Consider the following 19,738-nt stretch of genomic DNA (forward strand, 5'->3'; position numbering starts at 1 on the left):
AATGGTTGAGCTTGATATTAACGATAGAATATGGAATAATTTCAATACATCTCATGTTTTGGTTCAAGATTAACTTTGTAAATGCTTTCATTTGCTAATACTATTTCAATACATCTCATGTTTTGGTTCAAGACTAGCTATTATAACAATGTCTATAGATCATTATAAATTTCAATACATCTCATGTTTTGGTTCAAGACAAATATGCAATTATGCGAATTGTCCGGGAAATCCTTATTTCAATACATCTCATGTTTTGGTTCAAGTCTTTTTGGTGCTTTAAGTCTTACTCGGAATTGAATTTCAATACATCTCATGTTTTGGTTCAAGTTTTTTGCTCCTTTCCACCTCTATTATTCCTATCTCTTATTTCAATACATCTCATGTTTTGGTTCAAGTTACAACAGGCTTATTCTTTACTTGCTACAAAGTTTATTTCAATACATCTCATGTTTTGGTTCAAGAAGAAAAGTTAAAAATAAAAATATTACTTTTACATAAATTTCAATACATCTCATGTTTTGGTTCAAGTTTGTAGATTTTTTCTTTTTTACTAAACCAATACATTAATATTTCAATACATCTCATGTTTTGGTTCAAGATAAGAATAGTCTTGTTTTAGATACTTTTAAAACTATATTTCAATACATCTCATGTTTTGGTTCAAGAAACGGTAGGATTTTATTTAACCCCTCTTTAACAAGATTTCAATACATCTCATGTTTTGGTTCAAGATTGTTTAAAGCCTACAGCAGATACAACAATCGAAAATTTCAATACATCTCATGTTTTGGTTCAAGACTTTTGCAGGACTGTTTACCGGCTTGATTTTCTTATTTCAATACATCTCATGTTTTGGTTCAAGTGATACTTTTACTTACAACGGACATACATATACCTAATTTCAATACATCTCATGTTTTGGTTCAAGTCAACTTTGGAGCTTGATTAACAGCATACAACTTGTATTTCAATACATCTCATGTTTTGGTTCAAGCATACGAGGTTTCATCCAGTGCAGCAAATAGTGGATAATTTCAATACATCTCATGTTTTGGTTCAAGAACACACCCCCCCTACAAACTCTTCTTCAGGAAATAAATTTCAATACATCTCATGTTTTGGTTCAAGCACACGAACAGAGCTTAAAAAAGAGTTCACAACTCTATTTCAATACATCTCATGTTTTGGTTCAAGAATATCACAAGTGATGAGGATGTAGATGCAGAACTATTTCAATACATCTCATGTTTTGGTTCAAGTTATTTGTTATTATTGTGAACAATGGCGAGATGGCTATTTCAATACATCTCATGTTTTGGTTCAAGTTGACCCCTCTGCTTATGCCCTCATCTCTACAAAACTTATTTCAATACATCTCATGTTTTGGTTCAAGAATTTTAACAGAATGTACCATGCTCTTTTGAAAGAGGCTATTTCAATACATCTCATGTTTTGGTTCAAGAAATCTTATCAATCTCAAATGGGATAGTATAGACTTATTTCAATACATCTCATGTTTTGGTTCAAGCCTATTCACTTGCGGGGCAAAGAGGCGGGTTGTCAGAATTTCAATACATCTCATGTTTTGGTTCAAGCGAATACCGAGATGGAGTGTCTCACTCGAGACGCATTTCAATACATCTCATGTTTTGGTTCAAGTGTCTGTAAAGTTTTACATCTTCTTCATAAAAGTCTATTTCAATACATCTCATGTTTTGGTTCAAGCCTATCAGACCTGCGTATATGGCTATAACACACACATTTCAATACATCTCATGTTTTGGTTCAAGCCGACGACTATCGTTGCAGGTAAATTGCCATATTTGAATTTCAATACATCTCATGTTTTGGTTCAAGTTGCTTGCACTCTCTCTTGTTGTATTGACTTTTTTCAAATTTCAATACATCTCATGTTTTGGTTCAAGATAGGAGTGCTAATGTTAAACCTAATCAATATTATGGATTTCAATACATCTCATGTTTTGGTTCAAGAGACATAGACAAGTATCTAAAGAAGTAGATAGCAATATTTCAATACATCTCATGTTTTGGTTCAAGGAATTAACGGGGATAAACATTTAGCCTCTGTGACCCATATTTCAATACATCTCATGTTTTGGTTCAAGAGTTCTTCCTGTAAGACACTCCAAAGACGAAGATTTATTTCAATACATCTCATGTTTTGGTTCAAGTTTATTTCTTTTTCCATAATTTTTACCTTTTTTACTATTTCAATACATCTCATGTTTTGGTTCAAGTCAGTTGACTCGTCTGTTTGGAAGCTGCCAAGGTTTATTTCAATACATCTCATGTTTTGGTTCAAGCCTCTCTTTTTGCTTTTTTCGTTACAATCTGTTGAATTTCAATACATCTCATGTTTTGGTTCAAGAGAGCAGACAACGGAAGCTACAAACCTTTACAGAGATTTCAATACATCTCATGTTTTGGTTCAAGCTGCCCTACAACTACTAACCCATATACCCCACCGGATTTCAATACATCTCATGTTTTGGTTCAAGTTAGACATCTTATAGGTACTTATTCAATAAATGTTCTATTTCAATACATCTCATGTTTTGGTTCAAGTCAATTTTAGATTGTGGAAATGGAAACTTCCTTTATTTCAATACATCTCATGTTTTGGTTCAAGACCAGGAACGATCTTAACTATCTCTCTATCGACCATTTCAATACATCTCATGTTTTGGTTCAAGCGCCTGGAAGTGGGAAAACGAACAGTACAAAGCTTTATTTCAATACATCTCATGTTTTGGTTCAAGTTATCAGTTTTTTCAAAAGGATCTTTGTCTAAAACTATTTCAATACATCTCATGTTTTGGTTCAAGAGTCCCCGCAAAGTTTGATGTATTTGCCTTTGGAGAGCAGAATTTCAATACATCTCATGTTTTGGTTCAAGTTTTATGATGAATAATAAAGAATTAGCAAAATTTCTATTTCAATACATCTCATGTTTTGGTTCAAGGGTTCTACTTATTATCAAGTTGGTTCTAAATTTTAATTTCAATACATCTCATGTTTTGGTTCAAGGTCATCGAGCATGTTCAAGACAAAGAGATAACCTTTATTTCAATACATCTCATGTTTTGGTTCAAGTGTCTTACATACTGCCCTATAAGATTGTTTACATTATTTCAATACATCTCATGTTTTGGTTCAAGAAACAACTCTAATAGGACGAGATGCTAATGATGCTGGATTTCAATACATCTCATGTTTTGGTTCAAGGTTTAGGGGTAAAAGCCCAACCATCACCCATAACGCATTTCAATACATCTCATGTTTTGGTTCAAGTACTTATCTTTTTCTATTCCCATGTAGATATTTTGCATTTCAATACATCTCATGTTTTGGTTCAAGATCTTTAAACTACAGCTTAACTCCCGCAACGATAGATTTCAATACATCTCATGTTTTGGTTCAAGGCATAAGTTTTTTGTGCTTTTATCTGACACTTTAAAATTTCAATACATCTCATGTTTTGGTTCAAGGTAAATTGATATTTTCAATATCATTTTCAATTTCATATTTCAATACATCTCATGTTTTGGTTCAAGATAAACTCAAAGATTTTAAAGGTGTTGATACTTTATTTCAATACATCTCATGTTTTGGTTCAAGACTTATGCACCATTAATCTTTGTTTTCTATCTCATATTTCAATACATCTCATGTTTTGGTTCAAGTAAGTTTTCATATAAACAACTCTTTCACCATATTTATTTCAATACATCTCATGTTTTGGTTCAAGTTATTTGGTGCTTTAAGTCTTACTCGGAATTGATTAATTTCAATACATCTCATGTTTTGGTTCAAGAAAAACCAACTAATGAAATCCTACTATGCTGATTTATTTCAATACATCTCATGTTTTGGTTCAAGAGGATCAAGACCCAATTTTTTTATAATTGGTTTTAATATTTCAATACATCTCATGTTTTGGTTCAAGTGTTACTGAAGAGAAACAAAGCTTTCAATTTGTAAAATTTCAATACATCTCATGTTTTGGTTCAAGAAAACAGTAGCAGACCATTCAGGAGTAACACCACATTTCAATACATCTCATGTTTTGGTTCAAGTTGCATTTCATTATTACTGGGGTTGTTTTTCAGGACTATTTCAATACATCTCATGTTTTGGTTCAAGAAAGCTAAACGACCAATAAAAGATAATAAAAAATAAATTTCAATACATCTCATGTTTTGGTTCAAGTAAAAAACATATTTTTATATTAGGTGGTTTAAATTCATTTCAATACATCTCATGTTTTGGTTCAAGTATATTATGACAACTTTTTTCATAGGTAAAGTCGAATTTCAATACATCTCATGTTTTGGTTCAAGAACATTATTATCTGATTGATAATAACCAAAAGCTTTATTTCAATACATCTCATGTTTTGGTTCAAGAAAAAAAAGACAAATAAATTTAAAGGGGGTTTATAAATTTCAATACATCTCATGTTTTGGTTCAAGAGGATAAAAATTTGCCTAAATTTATAGAGGCTTGTATATTTCAATACATCTCATGTTTTGGTTCAAGCTGACCTCCTAAACTTTTGTTTTACTTTGCCCCAATTTCAATACATCTCATGTTTTGGTTCAAGAAAAAAGAGTTTAGAGCTAACGATAAAAGCCTTTTGAATTTCAATACATCTCATGTTTTGGTTCAAGGTTGAAGTGAGGGAAATAGGTGTTAAATATCTTTTGAATTTCAATACATCTCATGTTTTGGTTCAAGCAAGCAACAGCATTTCCAAGCTCTGCCAAAGTAGGATTTCAATACATCTCATGTTTTGGTTCAAGGTACAAGTGCATCATCGAGCTTTACTTTTTATTCGCTATTTCAATACATCTCATGTTTTGGTTCAAGTTAAATCTCTATAAATAGGGTAATATGCTATCGGTTTTATTTCAATACATCTCATGTTTTGGTTCAAGAGATACTTTTTCGATAGGTAATTCAAGAACATTTATATTTCAATACATCTCATGTTTTGGTTCAAGTTTGAATTTGAACAAATTACCAATCAAAAATATATTTATTTCAATACATCTCATGTTTTGGTTCAAGAATGAACTTATTACAACAGATGAGGATAGATTTTTTGTATTTCAATACATCTCATGTTTTGGTTCAAGACAGATGAAAAGGGTTATCCTTTACAAGCTTCATTATTTCAATACATCTCATGTTTTGGTTCAAGGTAATGGCGAGGGTGTTATAGATATGGATTATAAGCCATTTCAATACATCTCATGTTTTGGTTCAAGGTGAATGAAGCATTAAGGGCTAAAATAGCAAGCATCAGATTTCAATACATCTCATGTTTTGGTTCAAGGGGGGATTTCCCCCTTTATTTACAAAGGGTTAATTAATTTCAATACATCTCATGTTTTGGTTCAAGTACCAAATCGCCCTTGAGCTTATCAATCCCGTTATTATTTCAATACATCTCATGTTTTGGTTCAAGAAATTTAGTTGAGGGGGACAAGCCTGATACTTATGTATTTCAATACATCTCATGTTTTGGTTCAAGTTGCCCTTCTGGTCAGCATTTAGACCCTTCAACTAAATTTCAATACATCTCATGTTTTGGTTCAAGTAAGATACAAAATTCAGATATAATCGACGGATATTAATTTCAATACATCTCATGTTTTGGTTCAAGTTTTGTATTTATACCCTTTTGCCAATAAGCTATCAAATTTCAATACATCTCATGTTTTGGTTCAAGTATCGTGTGAAGGCATACTATATTCTTGTGAAGTATATTTCAATACATCTCATGTTTTGGTTCAAGAAACAAGTTTGCAGAGGAAGCAACTACAAGAGAGGTATTTCAATACATCTCATGTTTTGGTTCAAGCCATAATCATTTGAAGCACAAGCAGCAATATAGTCAATTTCAATACATCTCATGTTTTGGTTCAAGTAAGTCCTAAAATACCTGATGCAGTTAATGTAGAATTTCAATACATCTCATGTTTTGGTTCAAGTTCTCTGTTTATCTTTTTGTGGAGGTTGCTAAAAAAATTTCAATACATCTCATGTTTTGGTTCAAGTTGCCTGAAATGAAAGTCATATGGCACGAAATTCCATTTCAATACATCTCATGTTTTGGTTCAAGTTAAAGGAGCTACAAGTGAAAAAGGTTTTAATGAATTTCAATACATCTCATGTTTTGGTTCAAGAAAGGTCACTTGGACCTTTGTGTGATTATAGCATAAACATTTAGGGAATTTGTTTGTTTTTTCCATTCTTTTCTTTGATTTTGACAATAAATTGTTAAATAACTTTGTAGTGCTGTTATTATAGCGTTTTTACAACTATTTTTTACGTTTTAGATTGGAAAAATTATAAAAATATTGATTCTTTATTGTCGCTGTTTCCTATGGTATCTTCCTCGAAAACTGCTTGACTTTGTAACTTTATGATGGTGACAAAGTCCAATTTCTTATCTATAATTTTTTGGATTTCATTTTTAAATTTTATTAGTTTAGCCGGAGTGGTTTCGCCTTTGAAAACTGATTTTTGATGGTGTGAAAAGTATTTTTTACAGATTTTAAAAACTTTTGAAACTCTATTTTTTCCAGCATCGCTTTCTTTGTCAGCTATATCATACATCACGATAGCATAGTTGTAGTTAAAGTTTCTTTTCAATGCTTATCCTTTAGAGAAAACGGTTTAAACTCTTTATCTTCCAAGATAAATTTTATAAGTTTGTAGCCGTCATATTTTATAGCACTTCTATAAGTTGTTTTTCTCTTTAGTTTTGGATGATAAAACTTTTCGTTTATCCTGCTTTCAAAGGCTTCTATGAAAATTTTCTTACCTTCTTCGTTTAAAAGAGCATAGTTTAGTTTTTTATCAAAATGTTTTGTAACTTGCAGTTTTCTTCTGCCAACTAGTTCAAATATACTTTTATAAACAATTATCGGTTTAAAAGTTTCACTTATATCAAGGCTCAAGCTAAATCTTCCTTCTCTTGGAGAGTGTAAAAAACTTATGCTTTGATTTAGGTGAGTATAGTAGATAGCAGATATGGTTTTTGTATAAAGAAGTGTATTACCAAAAGAGATAAGTGCATTCATAGGGTTATCCGGCGGTCTTTTTACTCTTTTATTTATCAAAAAATCTTCCGGTAAAAAATACTTGAAACTATCATAAAATCTACTCCAAATTTGTCCTTCTATAAAGAGAACTTGATGTATATTGTCTGCGATATTTAGTAAGTTTGCCACATCTTTTTTTAGCCAGTCGAGCAATGGCTTCAGTTCCTTTTTATCATGGCGATAGTAATGATATAGAGTTTCGTGGGTATTGTCCGCTATGCCCTGGACTATCGCTTTAGCTATGATAAGTCTTTTTTCTATATAAACCAAGCTTTGCTTAACTGTTAAATCTCCACTTATGTACTTCCCTTTTGGATAAAAACTGCCACTATAGTTGCCGTGATAGTTAAATATATGTAACACAATGCCAGCTTTTGATATAAAATCAAGAAATTTTGTATTAAAACTTACTTCATTTAGACAGTAAAGCTCTCGAACTTCTTCAATAGGCAGATAAAAGTTACCTTTTTCATTTTTAAAAGCGATGGAGTTATCTTTTCTTTTTAATTCACCCATTGAGAAGATATATCTTGTTTTCATATCTACTCACTTATGAGATTTGTTACTAATTTTATAATCAAATCTTTCTCTTTAGGATTTGAGTGGGCGATAAGCAGTGCCAAAGAGATCAAGGCATTAGGGTTGATTTTGAGCTCACCATTTGAATCATATAAATAGTTATTTTTAGATAAAAATAATACAAATAAAAATGCACCTATTCTTTTGTTGCCATCTACAAATGGATGGTCTTTTACAATGTAGTAAAACAAATTTGCAGCTTTTTCTTCAACAGTAGGCAACAGATCCGCCTTGCTAAATGTTTGGTAGATATTTCCTATAATTCCTTCAAATGAGTTTTCCCGCTCAATTCCAAAAAGATTGGTTGCTTCTTTTTTAGCTATCAAATTTTGTTTTAATCTTTCAATCTCTTCTTTTGCTTCATCATAATCTAGTATAAATTTTGCCTCTTTACCTTTTGGAATTTCAATCCTACTTTCATCGAATTGATTGAGCAAAATCCAACTCTTAGCATATTTTGTAATGATATCTAAAAAACCTTTTGCTTCAATCTCTTTTAAATTGCTTGATTTTATAACTTTATTTAGTAGCTCTATCTCTTGCTTAAACTCATCAAAATTTTCTTGCAATTTTTTTTGATTGAGTGTGTAGCCTTTTAAAATATAATCTTTTAAAATTTTTGTAGCCCATTGTCTAAAATTTGTGGCTCTTTTGCTATTTACCCTATATCCAACTGATATTATTGCATCTAAATTGTAATATTCTATATTTCTTGTTACTTTTCTATTGCCTTCAATGCGAACTGTTCGGAAACTCCGAACAGTTGATTCTTTATTAAGCTCTCCACCTTGAAAAATATTTTTTAAATGCTCACTTATTGTAGATTTTACAGTTCCAAACAGCTCGCACATCTGCTTTTGGGTAATCCAAATAGTTTCATCTTCTAACTTTGTAGCAACCTCAATCTCACCATCTATAAATTTAATAACTTCATTCATTTTTACACCTCAAATAAAACAATACTCATAATAAGCACACTTTTTACATTTAGCTTTAAAAATTGGCTTTGGCGGCTTTTCTTGCAAAATAATTTTTTCAATCTCATCTATAATCTTTTTTATTTTTATCTCATTTTTTTCATCTAAAACCACTTCAAATCTCTTTTTGCCCTGCCTGTTTTTTTCAAAAATCTCAAGCCTTCCTTTTTTGATAATCCCTTTTGGTTTTAGAGTGTAGAGATAAAAAAGCAGTTGAGCTTTACTTGCTTCTATATCACTATCACTCTTTTTAACCTCTATCACATAATCTTTTGTAATCTTATCTACTTTAATACTCTCAAAACTAACCTCATCAATTCTATCTCCATTAATTTCATGCAAAACTTTTCCTATTCTCACGTCCTCGCTGTTATCTTCGAGGTTTATGCGGTTAGCATGTAGCCACATTTGAGTCTTGCAGTGAAAATAGTAGTTTATAATGGTGCCGGTTAGTTTCATAGTTATATAAACATTCCTACATTTTTACCTTTTAAAACTCTTGTATCTAAACCATTATTATATGTGTATATATGCGACTCATCAAACTTGTCATCTTTTGCAATATGTTCCTCTTTTAAATACCAATATCCATATTTTTCTTCACAATAGTTTTTAAGATATTCAATTCCACTACCATTATATTTTGCTAAAGAGAATGTGTAATTAGACATCTTTGAAGATAATTTTTTAATTTTAATTTTCTTATTTGTAAAATCCATTTCATTATTTTTTATAACACTTTCATAAGCATCCCAATAGAGTTTAGCCATTTGATTTATAGGAACAAAAACAGAAATAGACTCTATATCTATTATTTTTATATGTGCTTCTGAAAATCTAAGATTTTTAATATTATCTATATAGCTATTTAAATTTTCTATAAAGTTTAAACTATTGCTTTTTTTGAGTTTTTCTATTACTTGATTATAATATTTATCAAAATCCTTTGTAGTAAACACATTCTCATAATCAACTCCAAGTCTTTTATCACCTTTATAAACATATTGTGCTTTTGGATTATCCATCTCAAACAAAAATAGTTTATTGTTATTTTTAGAAGAGTTACGATTAATCCTTCCTGCAAGTTGTTCATCGCTATCTGCTAAAGATTTTTCTTTAAGTCCTATATCCATATCAATATCAACACCAGCCTCAACCACTTGAGTTGTTACAAGCAAAATATTTTTGTCATTATTATTTTTTATAAAATTAATTATCTCTTTTCTTCTTGGCTCTAATATTGTTCCACTTAAAATAAATATTGCATCAAAAATATCTTTTTTGCTAATTGCTTCTTGATAAAACTCATCAGCTCCTTTTTTAGTAATAAATTCAATAATTGTTTTAACTTTATTACTATTGGATACTTTTTGATATTCTTTACTCTCTTTTAAAACTTTTTTATAAATATCTTTTGGTTCTTTTATTTTTACAGTTTTAGTATCTATTTCAACTCTATCTTTAAAGTTTGGATTTTGAAAATACTCTAGTTTATTTGATACTAAAAAAGTGAAATTGCTATCAATAATAGCTCCAATTTTTGGTAAAGTCGCACTCATAACAATAAACTTAATATTAAACTTTTTTGCAAATGTATCTAAAAGATAAACCATTTGAGACCATAAATCAGGATTATATGTTTGTATCTCATCTATAATAACAATAGAGTTGGCTAAACGATGAAAAATATAGTTATCATCTTTGCTAACCCCTGTTAAAATATCAAAAAACTTTACATGACTAAGCAAAGTAATAGGATAGTTCATAAATTGGTTATCTAAAAAATTTGTTTTTTCATCTCCATAAACTCCATCTTTTTCACTTTCACTTTTGCTATTGTATTTTGCTTTTGAGTGAAGTTGCACTATTTGGCTATTGTTTAGATTTAAAACTGTTTTGATAGCCCCATAAGTTTGAGTAATTAGTGTTGTAAAGGGAAAAACATAAAATATTTTATTAATCGTTTTATCTTTTTGTAAAATTTCAATAGCACTCATAATTGATAAGTTTGTTTTACCTGCACCTGTAGGTGCTTCTATATAAAAGAGGTTTTTATCGATATTTTTTCTTAAATTATTTCTTACTTCTACAAAGAGTTTGCCCCGTAAAAGATTTAAATTATCATTAGATTTTTTTTGAAGTTGGTTAAATTCTTTAAAGTCTTCAACCGTTTTATTTTTTAAAGATTGATTAAATATTTTTTGTTTGCCATTTTTATCAAATTTATCTATATAAAATTCATCATAAATCTTTTTTCTAAATTTATCATCTATTAAACCTAAATCATTATAAACTAATTCTTCTTGATTTCCATAATTCATAAATTGAGCAGTGGCATAATAGTCTGAAAGAATTAATAAAGAAAATAGAGATTTTGAAATTAAAAATAAAGTATCTTTATTTTTATCAATATAATCCCAAATAGATAAAAAAGATCTATTTTCATTTTTATGAATTTTTGTAAAACATTTTTCAATATTAAATAACTTTAAAAATTGTTCTAAATCATCTTTAAAATCAATATCGTCATATGCATAAATAATTCCATGATGTTTTGATATTAAATATCCAAAAATATAAACAACAGTTTCTAGAATTTCTATTTCATCTTCATCCCAATTTTTACCATATAACTCTTGTAGCGAGTGATTGATAAATAAATATGCACCTAATGGAGAGTGATTATTTCCTTCTGAAAGTTCTATCTTTTCAAACTCACTATTATCCATTTTCTCTTTATCTGCTTGAAAGTTAGGATTCATTTTTCCCATATCATGCCAATAAATAGCTTTTATAAAAAGTTTTTTAACAAAATTTGCAAATTCTGTTTCTTTTGATACATCATCAAGTAATGTTACACTTTCATCAAAAAATTTATCCAAATGATCTTCTAATCTATTTTTTTCAACTAAATGTAAAAAATATTTATAAACTAAATCTATATGTTCTTTTAAGCTTTCATATTTATGTTCTATACATTCTTTTTTACTATCAACTTTTTTATACCTAATGCACCTTTTATGAGCTCTATATTCTTTATGTGAATCTAATTCAATTTTTATATCCAGTTTATTAAATTTTAAAAGAGACATATCACACCTTCATCACATTCATAAAGATTTTCTAAATTTGTATTATTTTTAAATATATGATTTGTATATAAAAAATCATGATAAATATACTGTTTCAAATTTTCATCAAACTCTATAGGTAATCTTTCGAATAGATAGAAATAGTTTGTAGTTCTTTCTTTATAACCTGTTCCTTTAATAATAAAATTTTCATCTTTTTTTATAATACTTACTACTTGAAATTTTTCTTTTTCTTTTATCTCTTCAAATTTTTCATGAATATGAAAATCATCCCACCATAAAGAGAACTCATTTTTCCCCATATAAGGTGGATATATAGCCTTATTATTTTGTAAATTTTTTATTAATTGTACATGAGTAATATCATCAAGTTCAAGATAAATCCTATAAGCAGGATTTATTAGAGTTTGTTCTGTTATATTTGATATAGATCCATTTGTAGTGTTGTTAAATATAATAAATTTTTTTTTAAATATTCCACTATTACTATCACTTGGTGATATTGCAATTTTTATGTCCTTTAATTTATTGTAAAATTCAGGCATATTAGAGTTATCTTCCATTTGAGCATAACCATCATAACCCAAAATAGCACCCAAAATTCCAAATATATAAGGTTTATGTATCATATTATATGAAACAAAAATCTTATCGTTTATATCAGGTTTTTTAAACATTCCAAATTCTGATTTTATAGTAAAACTAATTAGTTTCTTCATCTTTTTTCACTTCTAAAAGGTCAAGCATTTTTATTTTATTAGATAATTTACTACTTTCATTTTTTATATTTAAAAGGCCATCTATATAATATATTTCAATATTTTCTATTTCATTTTCATATTTAGCTAAATAATCTATAAATTTAGTGATATCAAATGATATATTTCCATCATTATTTTTCTCAAATTTTATAAATTGTGCAAAACTTGGAAGTGTAAGAATTGAATATTCTTTTAAAGTTATATAAATAGATAACTCATTTTCAATTCCAGATTTGGCATGAGAATCATAATAAGTTGCACAATTATTAAAAGCATTTTTTAAGATATTTATATCACTATTAGATAACACTTTTATATCTTTTACTATTTTTCTCCAACTTGATAAATTTTTAGGATTTATTGAAAAATTATGAATATAGTGAGCTTCTGTTGCTTTACTAACACTGCCAATTGCTGTAAATGGTGCTAAAATTTCATCCGTATAAACTCTGCCCTTTTTGTAAAGATCTGTTGCATGATTTATTTGAACTGGACCATGAATAGAAATATTATTATCTTTTTTACCCTCTGGCGAAAATACTGCACCAAATAATCTTACATCTATAAAATCTAAAAGTTTTGGAAAAATAGTGTCTTTCATATTATCTTTAGAAATTTTCTCATCACTTAATGTTTCAAATGCTTCTTTAAGTTTCAAAGTATTTAACTTATCATCTAAAACTTTAGTAAAAAGTATTTTTTCATTTTCATAGTTCTTATTTACATAGTTTCGAACTAACCATTTAAAAGATTTATCCGTAGCATAAAAACTACCATCACTTTTTAATCTCCTTGGTAATCCATTAAAATCTGCATTATAATTTGCATTAATCGCCTTTACTACAACACATCCATATACTCTATTTTTAAATTCATTATTTCTCATTTTAATTCTCCTAATTTAATTTATCTTTGTTTTCATAAAAGTAATTATTTACAAAATAACCTGCAATTAAATACTCTTTGACACTATCCATATTTAAATCCTCTTTATAAGTTTGTATTATGCTTATTGCATTTTCAACTTTACCATTATATTTATTATATTGGAGTTCATGAGCATATTTATTAAATATCTCTGAAACATACTCTTTTAGTAATTTACTATCTTGCCAATCTAAAAACCCCGCAAAATCAGCATGAGTTAAATTTTCTTTTTTTGCTTTACTTAAAGATAATAAATACCTTGCAAACTGTCCTATTAAAAAAGCAAATAGCTTGTCATTTTCTTCATTTAACTCTATATGATCCACCCCATTAACAAATCTTGTTTTTGTCTCATTTCTATCTTTATACTCTTCAAAATATCCAAGAGTATTTTTAAGTTTTTCTTTTAGTTTTATTAATTCATCACTTTGCACATTTTTCTCCTTTATTTTATAATTTTCAATACTAAAAAGAAAATTTAATTTTTCCTTTATTTCATTTTCATAAATTGAGTATCCATCCTTATTTTTTTCATCGTGTTTAATGTTATCGATTATTATATCAATTAACATTTCTCTAAAATCTATTAAATCTAATGCACTTTTATGAGATTTATATATAAAGTCATAAAAGTTTTGCCTATATTTAATAAGATAATTTTTAAGTAAATTGTTTGAGTTTGTAGAGTTGATTTTCCAATAAGTTATTTTAAAGTCTTTGTGGTTTGAAAAATAATTATTTTGCAATTTTCCTTCAAAAAATAACCCATTTACAATTTTCTCAAATTGAAATACACTTAAATTTTCATTATAAAAATTATCTAATATAAAACTATTAGATATTTGAATAAAATTATATATTTTTAAATTTGTCATATATTGAAAATTTTCTACATAATCTAAATCTCTAATTTGCAATTTCCAACCATTATCATTTTTAGAATAATAATTTAAAAGATAGAAATTTTTCAAATCTTTTGGATTAGTATAATAAATAGATTTAATAATTTCTCGATAACTTTTCTTTTTTTCATTATCTTTTAAAATCTCTTTTTGTTGCCCAAAAAGATTTTTTTTATCAATAAAAAGAGGAAACGGTTTTGTGAGTTGATTATCATCTGTCATAACTTTAAATTTATGAAGTTTTAAAGTACAAGTTTTGCATATAGCATTTGTAATCTTCAAAGGCATTGTTAGTTTCATTCCAAATTCATCACCTAAAGTAGATAATATATATGGAAGCGATAATTGATTTGATTTTTTATTGCAAATATGGCATTTACCATCATGTAAACCTGCCTTTTTTGTATCTAAAAAAGCTCTTTCCTCTACAAACTTCTCATAAAATGATTTTACTTTTTCTAAACCGACATCTATATATATTCTTACTTCAATAGAAACTTCTTTTTTGTCTTTTTTTTGATTATTATATTTATTTTTTAATGTTTGAATTATTATTCTATTTTCAAGTAATTTTTCTTCAAGATTTTCTTCAAGATATTTTTGAATACTGGATAATTCATTCTTCTCGTTATCATCTCTCAAATATTTAATAGCACTTTCAAATTGTACTTTTATTCTATTTGCATTATTAGGTTTTATGTTATATAAATTTGTTTTTATAATTTCTTTGTTGTTATCAATGTTATAAAAAACTTTAACAGTTAATATATATGGGGAACTTCCACCTAAACCTTTATTTTTATCAAGATATTTATTATGCATCCCTTTTTGATAATATGTCATATATTTTAAAATATTTTTGAATTCATCATCTAAGTTTTCAATATCTAACAAACTATTACAAATCATATTGTTTTTGATTTTGATATAATAATGAAGATAAGAATTACTTAATTCATCTTTAATAAAATAATCTTCAATATTTGGATTTGCATCCATAAACTCAACTATCTCTTTTATCATATCTCAATTCCTTTAGCAATCATAAACCCGCCACCAAAGCTATTTTTCTCTCCAAGTCCGCTTCCAAGTGCCATAAAAGCTAACTTTTGGCTGATTTTATCTTCATTGGGGATGATTTTGAACTTGTTTCCAAAGAGGGGTATCGGTTTATTGTTTTTATGAAATGTGATAGTTTGGGGTTTTTTATTTTTAAGTTCGAGGAGTTGGATGAAGTTTTGAGTCGGTTTTATCTCCTTTTGATAAAAATCTTTATACTTTTTTTCAAGATTTTCATGCAAAAGTCTTTGGAGTTTTAGTATATCGCCGTCTTTGTCTATACTCCAGTACAGTTTGGCATTTTCTACTGAAACTATGGTTGGAGTGAGGGTATATAGTTCGGTGATAAAAAACTGCTTTACATTTTTTTGTGTTATTTGTAGTATCTGAAAGTAGGGGTTGTTGATATTTTCTCTTAGAGTTTTTTGGAGGATTTGAGCCATTTTTTCATCGGGTGTTCGTAGAGTAAAATCGTATGTTTTATCTTTTTTATAAACTTTATCTTCTTCTACTTCAAAGAAACTACCAAATGTATAGTGTTTAAAACCTCTTTTTTGATGTATCTGCTTTGTGTAGGCATCTTGCATCAAACAAAAGCTTATAAACCTGCCTATCTTTTCAAAGCTCATCTTAAACTCTATATCTTTTTTCAAATATGCCTTGCATTTTAGTTCAAAATATTTCAAATCTTTTCTCCTGTTTTAAAGATTATATCATTTTTATGTTAAAATTATACCGGAACAAATGGAAGACTTAACTTCCAGTTAAAAATTTTTTAGGATTTTTTATGAGAAAAAAGCATGATTATGACAAGATACTTTTTAGACTACTTGGTATAATTAAAAAATTAAATAGCGGTGAAGAAGTAACAAAAAAAGAGTTAAGTATAGAGTATAATGTAAGTGAAAAAACGATACAAAAAGACTTAAACCAAAGACTTGGTAAGATTTTTCCGATAGTTAGAAGAAGGGGAAGATACAGTTTTGAAGTTGGTTATAGGCTTGATAAGCAAATGGATACTGAAGGCATTTTGGTAATTGAAATCTTAAAAGGTATCTCAAAATCATTCGGTACTATTTTTGAAGAAAAAAGCAAAAAAATATTTAACAAGATTGTAAATGTAGATGAAAATTTTATACTTTCTAAAATGGTTGTGGAAGATTTAAGCTTATATGCAAATCACTTAAAAATTCTCCAAAATGCTATAGAAAATAGTGTGGAGATCGAGCTGTACTATAAAGAAAAAAGAGTTTTGCAACCGTATAGAATCACAGTATTTGAAGGTTTTTGGTATCTTTATGCCAAAGATTTAAAAGATGGTAGATTTAAAACTTTTTATATAAAAGATATAAAAAATTTAGTATTGAGCGATAGAGTATATGAAGTAGATGAAGAAAAAATGTCTAAACTTGAAAATGCTATCAACATATGGTTCGAACCTGACAATGATCTATTTGAAGTTATTTTGCATGCAAATGCCAATATAGCCAAATACTTTATGAGAAAAAGTTTTTTTAAAACTCAAAAAATTTTAGAAAAAAGAGATGATGGAAGTTTGGTTTTTAGTATTCAAACAACTTCAAAAACCGCAATACTTTTTGAAGTTAAAAAGTGGATTCCTGATCTTATTATCATTTCCCCGAATTATTTAGTTAAAGATTTTATTTTACTTTTAAATGAATCTATCAAAGTTTACGACAAAAATCTATAGTTAAGTAAAAATTATAAAATATTCTCACGATTTCTGTCATAATGTATTTTAGAAATGTTTAAAAAAACTTTCGGTAGTATTTATGGTTAGCAATATGTTGGTTTTAAAACTTTTAACGCTATGCAAGCTAGTTTGTATATCTTTTGCCGGAAGGGTGGAATGGAGATCGATATAAAAGATTTTATAAAACAAGAGATGAAAAAAGAGTATTTTCAATTTTGGATTGTTAAGAAAAATTGGAAATTTATGTATGAAGGACTGAGCTCGCTTTTGAAAAAGAAAGCAAACACTAAAAAATTGAAAAATTTTGGAAAAAAGTGCTATGAGCTCTCCATACCGTTTGGTGAGATATCCATCTTTTTGGATATTTTCTCACAAAAGTTAAGCGGTGAGAGAAAAAAGATATTAGATACCAATAAAAACATTTTTGCAAAAGGGTATATAGAAGCAAGACTTCCTGTCGAGATAGTAAGTTTTACCAATCAGGTCCACAACAATGGCATATTTGTATCAAAAGACAAGATAGTCGTTTCAAAGTATCTTACTTTTTGGCTTATAGAATTTATCGAGCATATATTGTATGATGCACCCGCTCCTGAAACCATAGAAGCAAAAAGTGATTTTGGAAAATGGTTAAAAGAGTACAAGGGGGTATACTTTAGTGACCAAAAGATAAAAAAACATTTTGAGACTTTAAGCAGTTCTTTTCATTATGTTGCGGCTGATGCCTTGTACTTTTACAGGCATAATGAGTACTTTTATTTTGTATCGCTTTATCTTGATATGCTTTCGTTTGTTTTACAGCTTCAAGGACTTCTTAGCTCACTCTTTTTGGAAGAGAAACTGCTATCTTTGTATATCGATCCGATTACTGAAATACCCAACAGATTCCAACTTCAAAAAGATTTTAAGATATTCAAAAATCCAACCATTTTACTCGTAAATATAAGAAATTTTTCAAAAATCAATACAATATACAGTAATAAATTCGGTGATAGTGTATTGAAAATAGTTGCAAAATTTATCGAAACACTCGATATTATAAAAGTTTATAGGATTTTTGCCGACGAGTTTGCGATATTGGTTGAAAATGAAGAGTTGGCGAAGAGCACCTTTGAGAATTTAAACGGGAAGATCGAGTTAAAAGAGATAGGCTATACCATACAATTCTATGGAGCATACAGGGAGCTTTCTGAAAATGCGCTTGAAGAGTGTGAGTATGCACTCGTAAAAGCAAAAGAGAAAAAACTCATAAATGCCGCCGAAGCAAAAGAGTTGTTGGAGAATTATAAAAAAGAGATGTCTTTGACAAACAGGCTTAAAGCTGCCTTGGCGATGGATGACGTGATAGTGTATTTTCAGCCGATTTATAATTTTAATGACGATAAAATTACAAAATACGAGTGCCTTATGAGAGTGAGGGAAAACGGAAAGATACTAAATCCAGGAGAATTTTTGGATACCCTTAAGAAAATTCCGGTATACGAAGAGTTTACAAAAACCATCCTTTCAAAAAGCTTTCAATTTTTCAAAGATTATGATTATGAATTTTCTGTGAATTTCTCAGTTTTGGATATAGAAAACAGGTATACTGTGGCATATCTTAAAGCACTGATAAACAGATACCCACAGACCGCAAAAAGACTCGTTATAGAAATTACCGAAGAAGAGGCTATAAAAGATTATGAAAAAATAAATGAATTTATAAAAGATGTAAAATACTTTGGAGTCAAGATATCCCTGGATGATTTTGGTACCGGTTTCTCAAATCTTGCACAGATATCAAAACTGGACTTTGATTATCTAAAGCTTGACGGCTCTTTGGTTTCAAAGGTTTTAAAAGATGAGAAAATAAAGGATATATTTAAAACGATACAAAACCTTGCAAAAAATATCAATGTAAAGACTATCGCAGAGTTTGTTTCCGATAAAGATATATTTGATTATTTAAAAGATAATGAAGTGGATTTTGCACAGGGATATTTTATAGGAAAGCCTGAGGGAAGATTGCTAAAAGAGGACTTTAAAGAGCCTGAGCCCTTGCAAGTCCTGTAGTTAAAAAACTATTTTTTAGGTCTAAAAGGTTTTATTACCTCTTCATTGCACTCTATGTATGGTCCTTCAAGTAGGTCTATGCAGTATGGGATAGCCGGAAATACCGCATCGAGACACTCTCTTATGGATTTTGGTTTGCCGGGGAGATTTACTATGAGAGTTTTACCTCTTATGCCGGCTGTTTGTCTTGATAGTATGGCTGTGGGGACATACTTTAGACTTACCTGCCTCATAAGCTCTCCAAATCCGGGCATCATTTTATCGCATACCGACTCAGTTGCCTCCGGAGTTACATCTCTTTTTGCCGGTCCCGTTCCTCCGGTTGTTACTATAAGACAACATCCTTCATTGTCCGCCATATCTATAAGGGCGTTTTCTATGCTTTCCTGGTCATCAGGAATCACTTCATATATCTCTCTCCAAGAGCTTTTAAGGTAATCATTTAGCGTATCTATGATAGCTTGACCTGATAAATCCTCATAAACTCCGGCACTTGCTCTGTCTGACGCTGTAAGTATGCCTATCTTTATATCCATATT

The 19,738-nt window shown here is 28.8% G+C and carries 12 protein-coding genes and 1 CRISPR repeat array; of the genes, 2 read left to right on the forward strand and 10 right to left on the reverse strand.

Going from position 1 to position 19,738, the window contains the following annotated elements; all coding sequences use genetic code 11:
- The first annotated feature begins 38 nt into the window (after positions 1-38).
- A CRISPR array of direct repeats spans positions 39-6,215; the repeat unit is 30 nt; unit sequence ATTTCAATACATCTCATGTTTTGGTTCAAG.
- A 163-nt stretch (positions 6,216-6,378) separates the two neighbouring features.
- Genes cas2 through cas6 form a run of 9 tightly spaced genes read right to left on the reverse strand, consistent with a single transcriptional unit; the run spans position 6,379 to position 16,119 of the window.
- Positions 6,379-6,684 (reverse strand): CRISPR-associated endonuclease Cas2, encoded by a 306-nt coding sequence (gene cas2, locus ACZ47B_RS02410; RefSeq protein ID WP_464895085.1) that lies wholly within the window; start codon positions 6,682-6,684, stop codon positions 6,379-6,381.
- Positions 6,681-7,676, reverse strand: coding sequence for a type I-B CRISPR-associated endonuclease Cas1b (gene cas1b / locus ACZ47B_RS02415; protein WP_464895086.1), 996 nt, complete (start codon positions 7,674-7,676; stop codon positions 6,681-6,683). Before cas1b ends, cas2 begins: the two co-directional genes overlap by 4 nt.
- Positions 7,677-7,678: 2 nt before the next feature.
- Entirely contained in the window at positions 7,679-8,653 is a 975-nt protein-coding gene (gene rhuM, locus ACZ47B_RS02420) for a RhuM family protein (protein WP_464895087.1), read from the reverse strand.
- A gap of 9 nt (positions 8,654-8,662) precedes the next feature.
- Complete coding sequence (locus tag ACZ47B_RS02425) at positions 8,663-9,151, reverse strand: CRISPR-associated protein Cas4 (RefSeq protein WP_464895088.1); 489 nt, start codon at positions 9,149-9,151, stop codon at positions 8,663-8,665.
- A gap of 2 nt (positions 9,152-9,153) precedes the next feature.
- The gene (cas3, locus tag ACZ47B_RS02430) at positions 9,154-11,784 is read right to left on the reverse strand and encodes a CRISPR-associated helicase Cas3' (RefSeq protein ID WP_464895089.1); all 2,631 of its coding nucleotides are present in this window, start codon (positions 11,782-11,784) and stop codon (positions 9,154-9,156) included.
- Positions 11,772-12,503, reverse strand: coding sequence for a hypothetical protein (locus ACZ47B_RS02435; RefSeq protein WP_464895090.1), 732 nt, complete (start codon positions 12,501-12,503; stop codon positions 11,772-11,774). Before ACZ47B_RS02435 ends, cas3 begins: the two co-directional genes overlap by 13 nt.
- Positions 12,487-13,431, reverse strand: coding sequence for a type I CRISPR-associated protein Cas7 (locus tag ACZ47B_RS02440; RefSeq protein WP_464895091.1), 945 nt, complete (start codon positions 13,429-13,431; stop codon positions 12,487-12,489). The genes ACZ47B_RS02435 and ACZ47B_RS02440 overlap by 17 nt, the downstream gene beginning before the upstream one ends.
- Before the next feature lie 10 nt (positions 13,432-13,441).
- Positions 13,442-15,397, reverse strand: a complete 1,956-nt coding sequence (locus tag ACZ47B_RS02445; RefSeq protein ID WP_464895092.1) for a hypothetical protein — start codon at positions 15,395-15,397, stop codon at positions 13,442-13,444.
- Positions 15,394-16,119, reverse strand: a complete 726-nt coding sequence (gene cas6, locus ACZ47B_RS02450; protein ID WP_464895093.1) for a CRISPR-associated endoribonuclease Cas6 — start codon at positions 16,117-16,119, stop codon at positions 15,394-15,396. The genes ACZ47B_RS02445 and cas6 overlap by 4 nt, the downstream gene beginning before the upstream one ends.
- A gap of 101 nt (positions 16,120-16,220) precedes the next feature.
- Between cas6 and ACZ47B_RS02455 the strand changes: the two genes are divergently transcribed.
- Positions 16,221-17,144, forward strand: a complete 924-nt coding sequence (locus tag ACZ47B_RS02455) for a helix-turn-helix transcriptional regulator (RefSeq protein ID WP_464895094.1) — start codon at positions 16,221-16,223, stop codon at positions 17,142-17,144.
- A gap of 159 nt (positions 17,145-17,303) precedes the next feature.
- Positions 17,304-19,199 (forward strand): bifunctional diguanylate cyclase/phosphodiesterase, encoded by a 1,896-nt coding sequence (locus ACZ47B_RS02460; RefSeq protein ID WP_464895095.1) that lies wholly within the window; start codon positions 17,304-17,306, stop codon positions 19,197-19,199.
- Positions 19,200-19,207: 8 nt separating this feature from the next.
- Here ACZ47B_RS02460 and mog read toward each other — a convergent pair whose 3' ends face one another.
- Positions 19,208-19,735, reverse strand: a complete 528-nt coding sequence (gene mog, locus ACZ47B_RS02465; protein WP_464895691.1) for a molybdopterin adenylyltransferase — start codon at positions 19,733-19,735, stop codon at positions 19,208-19,210.
- Positions 19,736-19,738 lie beyond the last annotated feature (3 nt).

The organism is Thiofractor thiocamini (assembly GCF_055384375.1).

Bases quoted from the DNA above. Each gene is read 5' to 3' on its own strand.
- cas3 (WP_464895089.1), bottom strand. From the start codon at position 11,784: ATGTCTCTTTTAAAATTTAATAAACTGGATATAAAAATTGAATTAGAT.
- ACZ47B_RS02460 (WP_464895095.1), top strand. From the start codon at position 17,304: ATGGAGATCGATATAAAAGATTTTATAAAACAAGAGATGAAAAAAGAG.
- ACZ47B_RS02435 (WP_464895090.1), bottom strand. From the start codon at position 12,503: ATGAAGAAACTAATTAGTTTTACTATAAAATCAGAATTTGGAATGTTT.
- ACZ47B_RS02455 (WP_464895094.1), top strand. From the start codon at position 16,221: ATGAGAAAAAAGCATGATTATGACAAGATACTTTTTAGACTACTTGGT.
- ACZ47B_RS02425 (WP_464895088.1), bottom strand. From the start codon at position 9,151: ATGAAACTAACCGGCACCATTATAAACTACTATTTTCACTGCAAGACT.
- cas1b (WP_464895086.1), bottom strand. From the start codon at position 7,676: ATGAAAACAAGATATATCTTCTCAATGGGTGAATTAAAAAGAAAAGAT.
- ACZ47B_RS02440 (WP_464895091.1), bottom strand. From the start codon at position 13,431: ATGAGAAATAATGAATTTAAAAATAGAGTATATGGATGTGTTGTAGTA.
- mog (WP_464895691.1), bottom strand. From the start codon at position 19,735: ATGGATATAAAGATAGGCATACTTACAGCGTCAGACAGAGCAAGTGCC.
- ACZ47B_RS02445 (WP_464895092.1), bottom strand. From the start codon at position 15,397: ATGATAAAAGAGATAGTTGAGTTTATGGATGCAAATCCAAATATTGAA.
- rhuM (WP_464895087.1), bottom strand. From the start codon at position 8,653: ATGAATGAAGTTATTAAATTTATAGATGGTGAGATTGAGGTTGCTACA.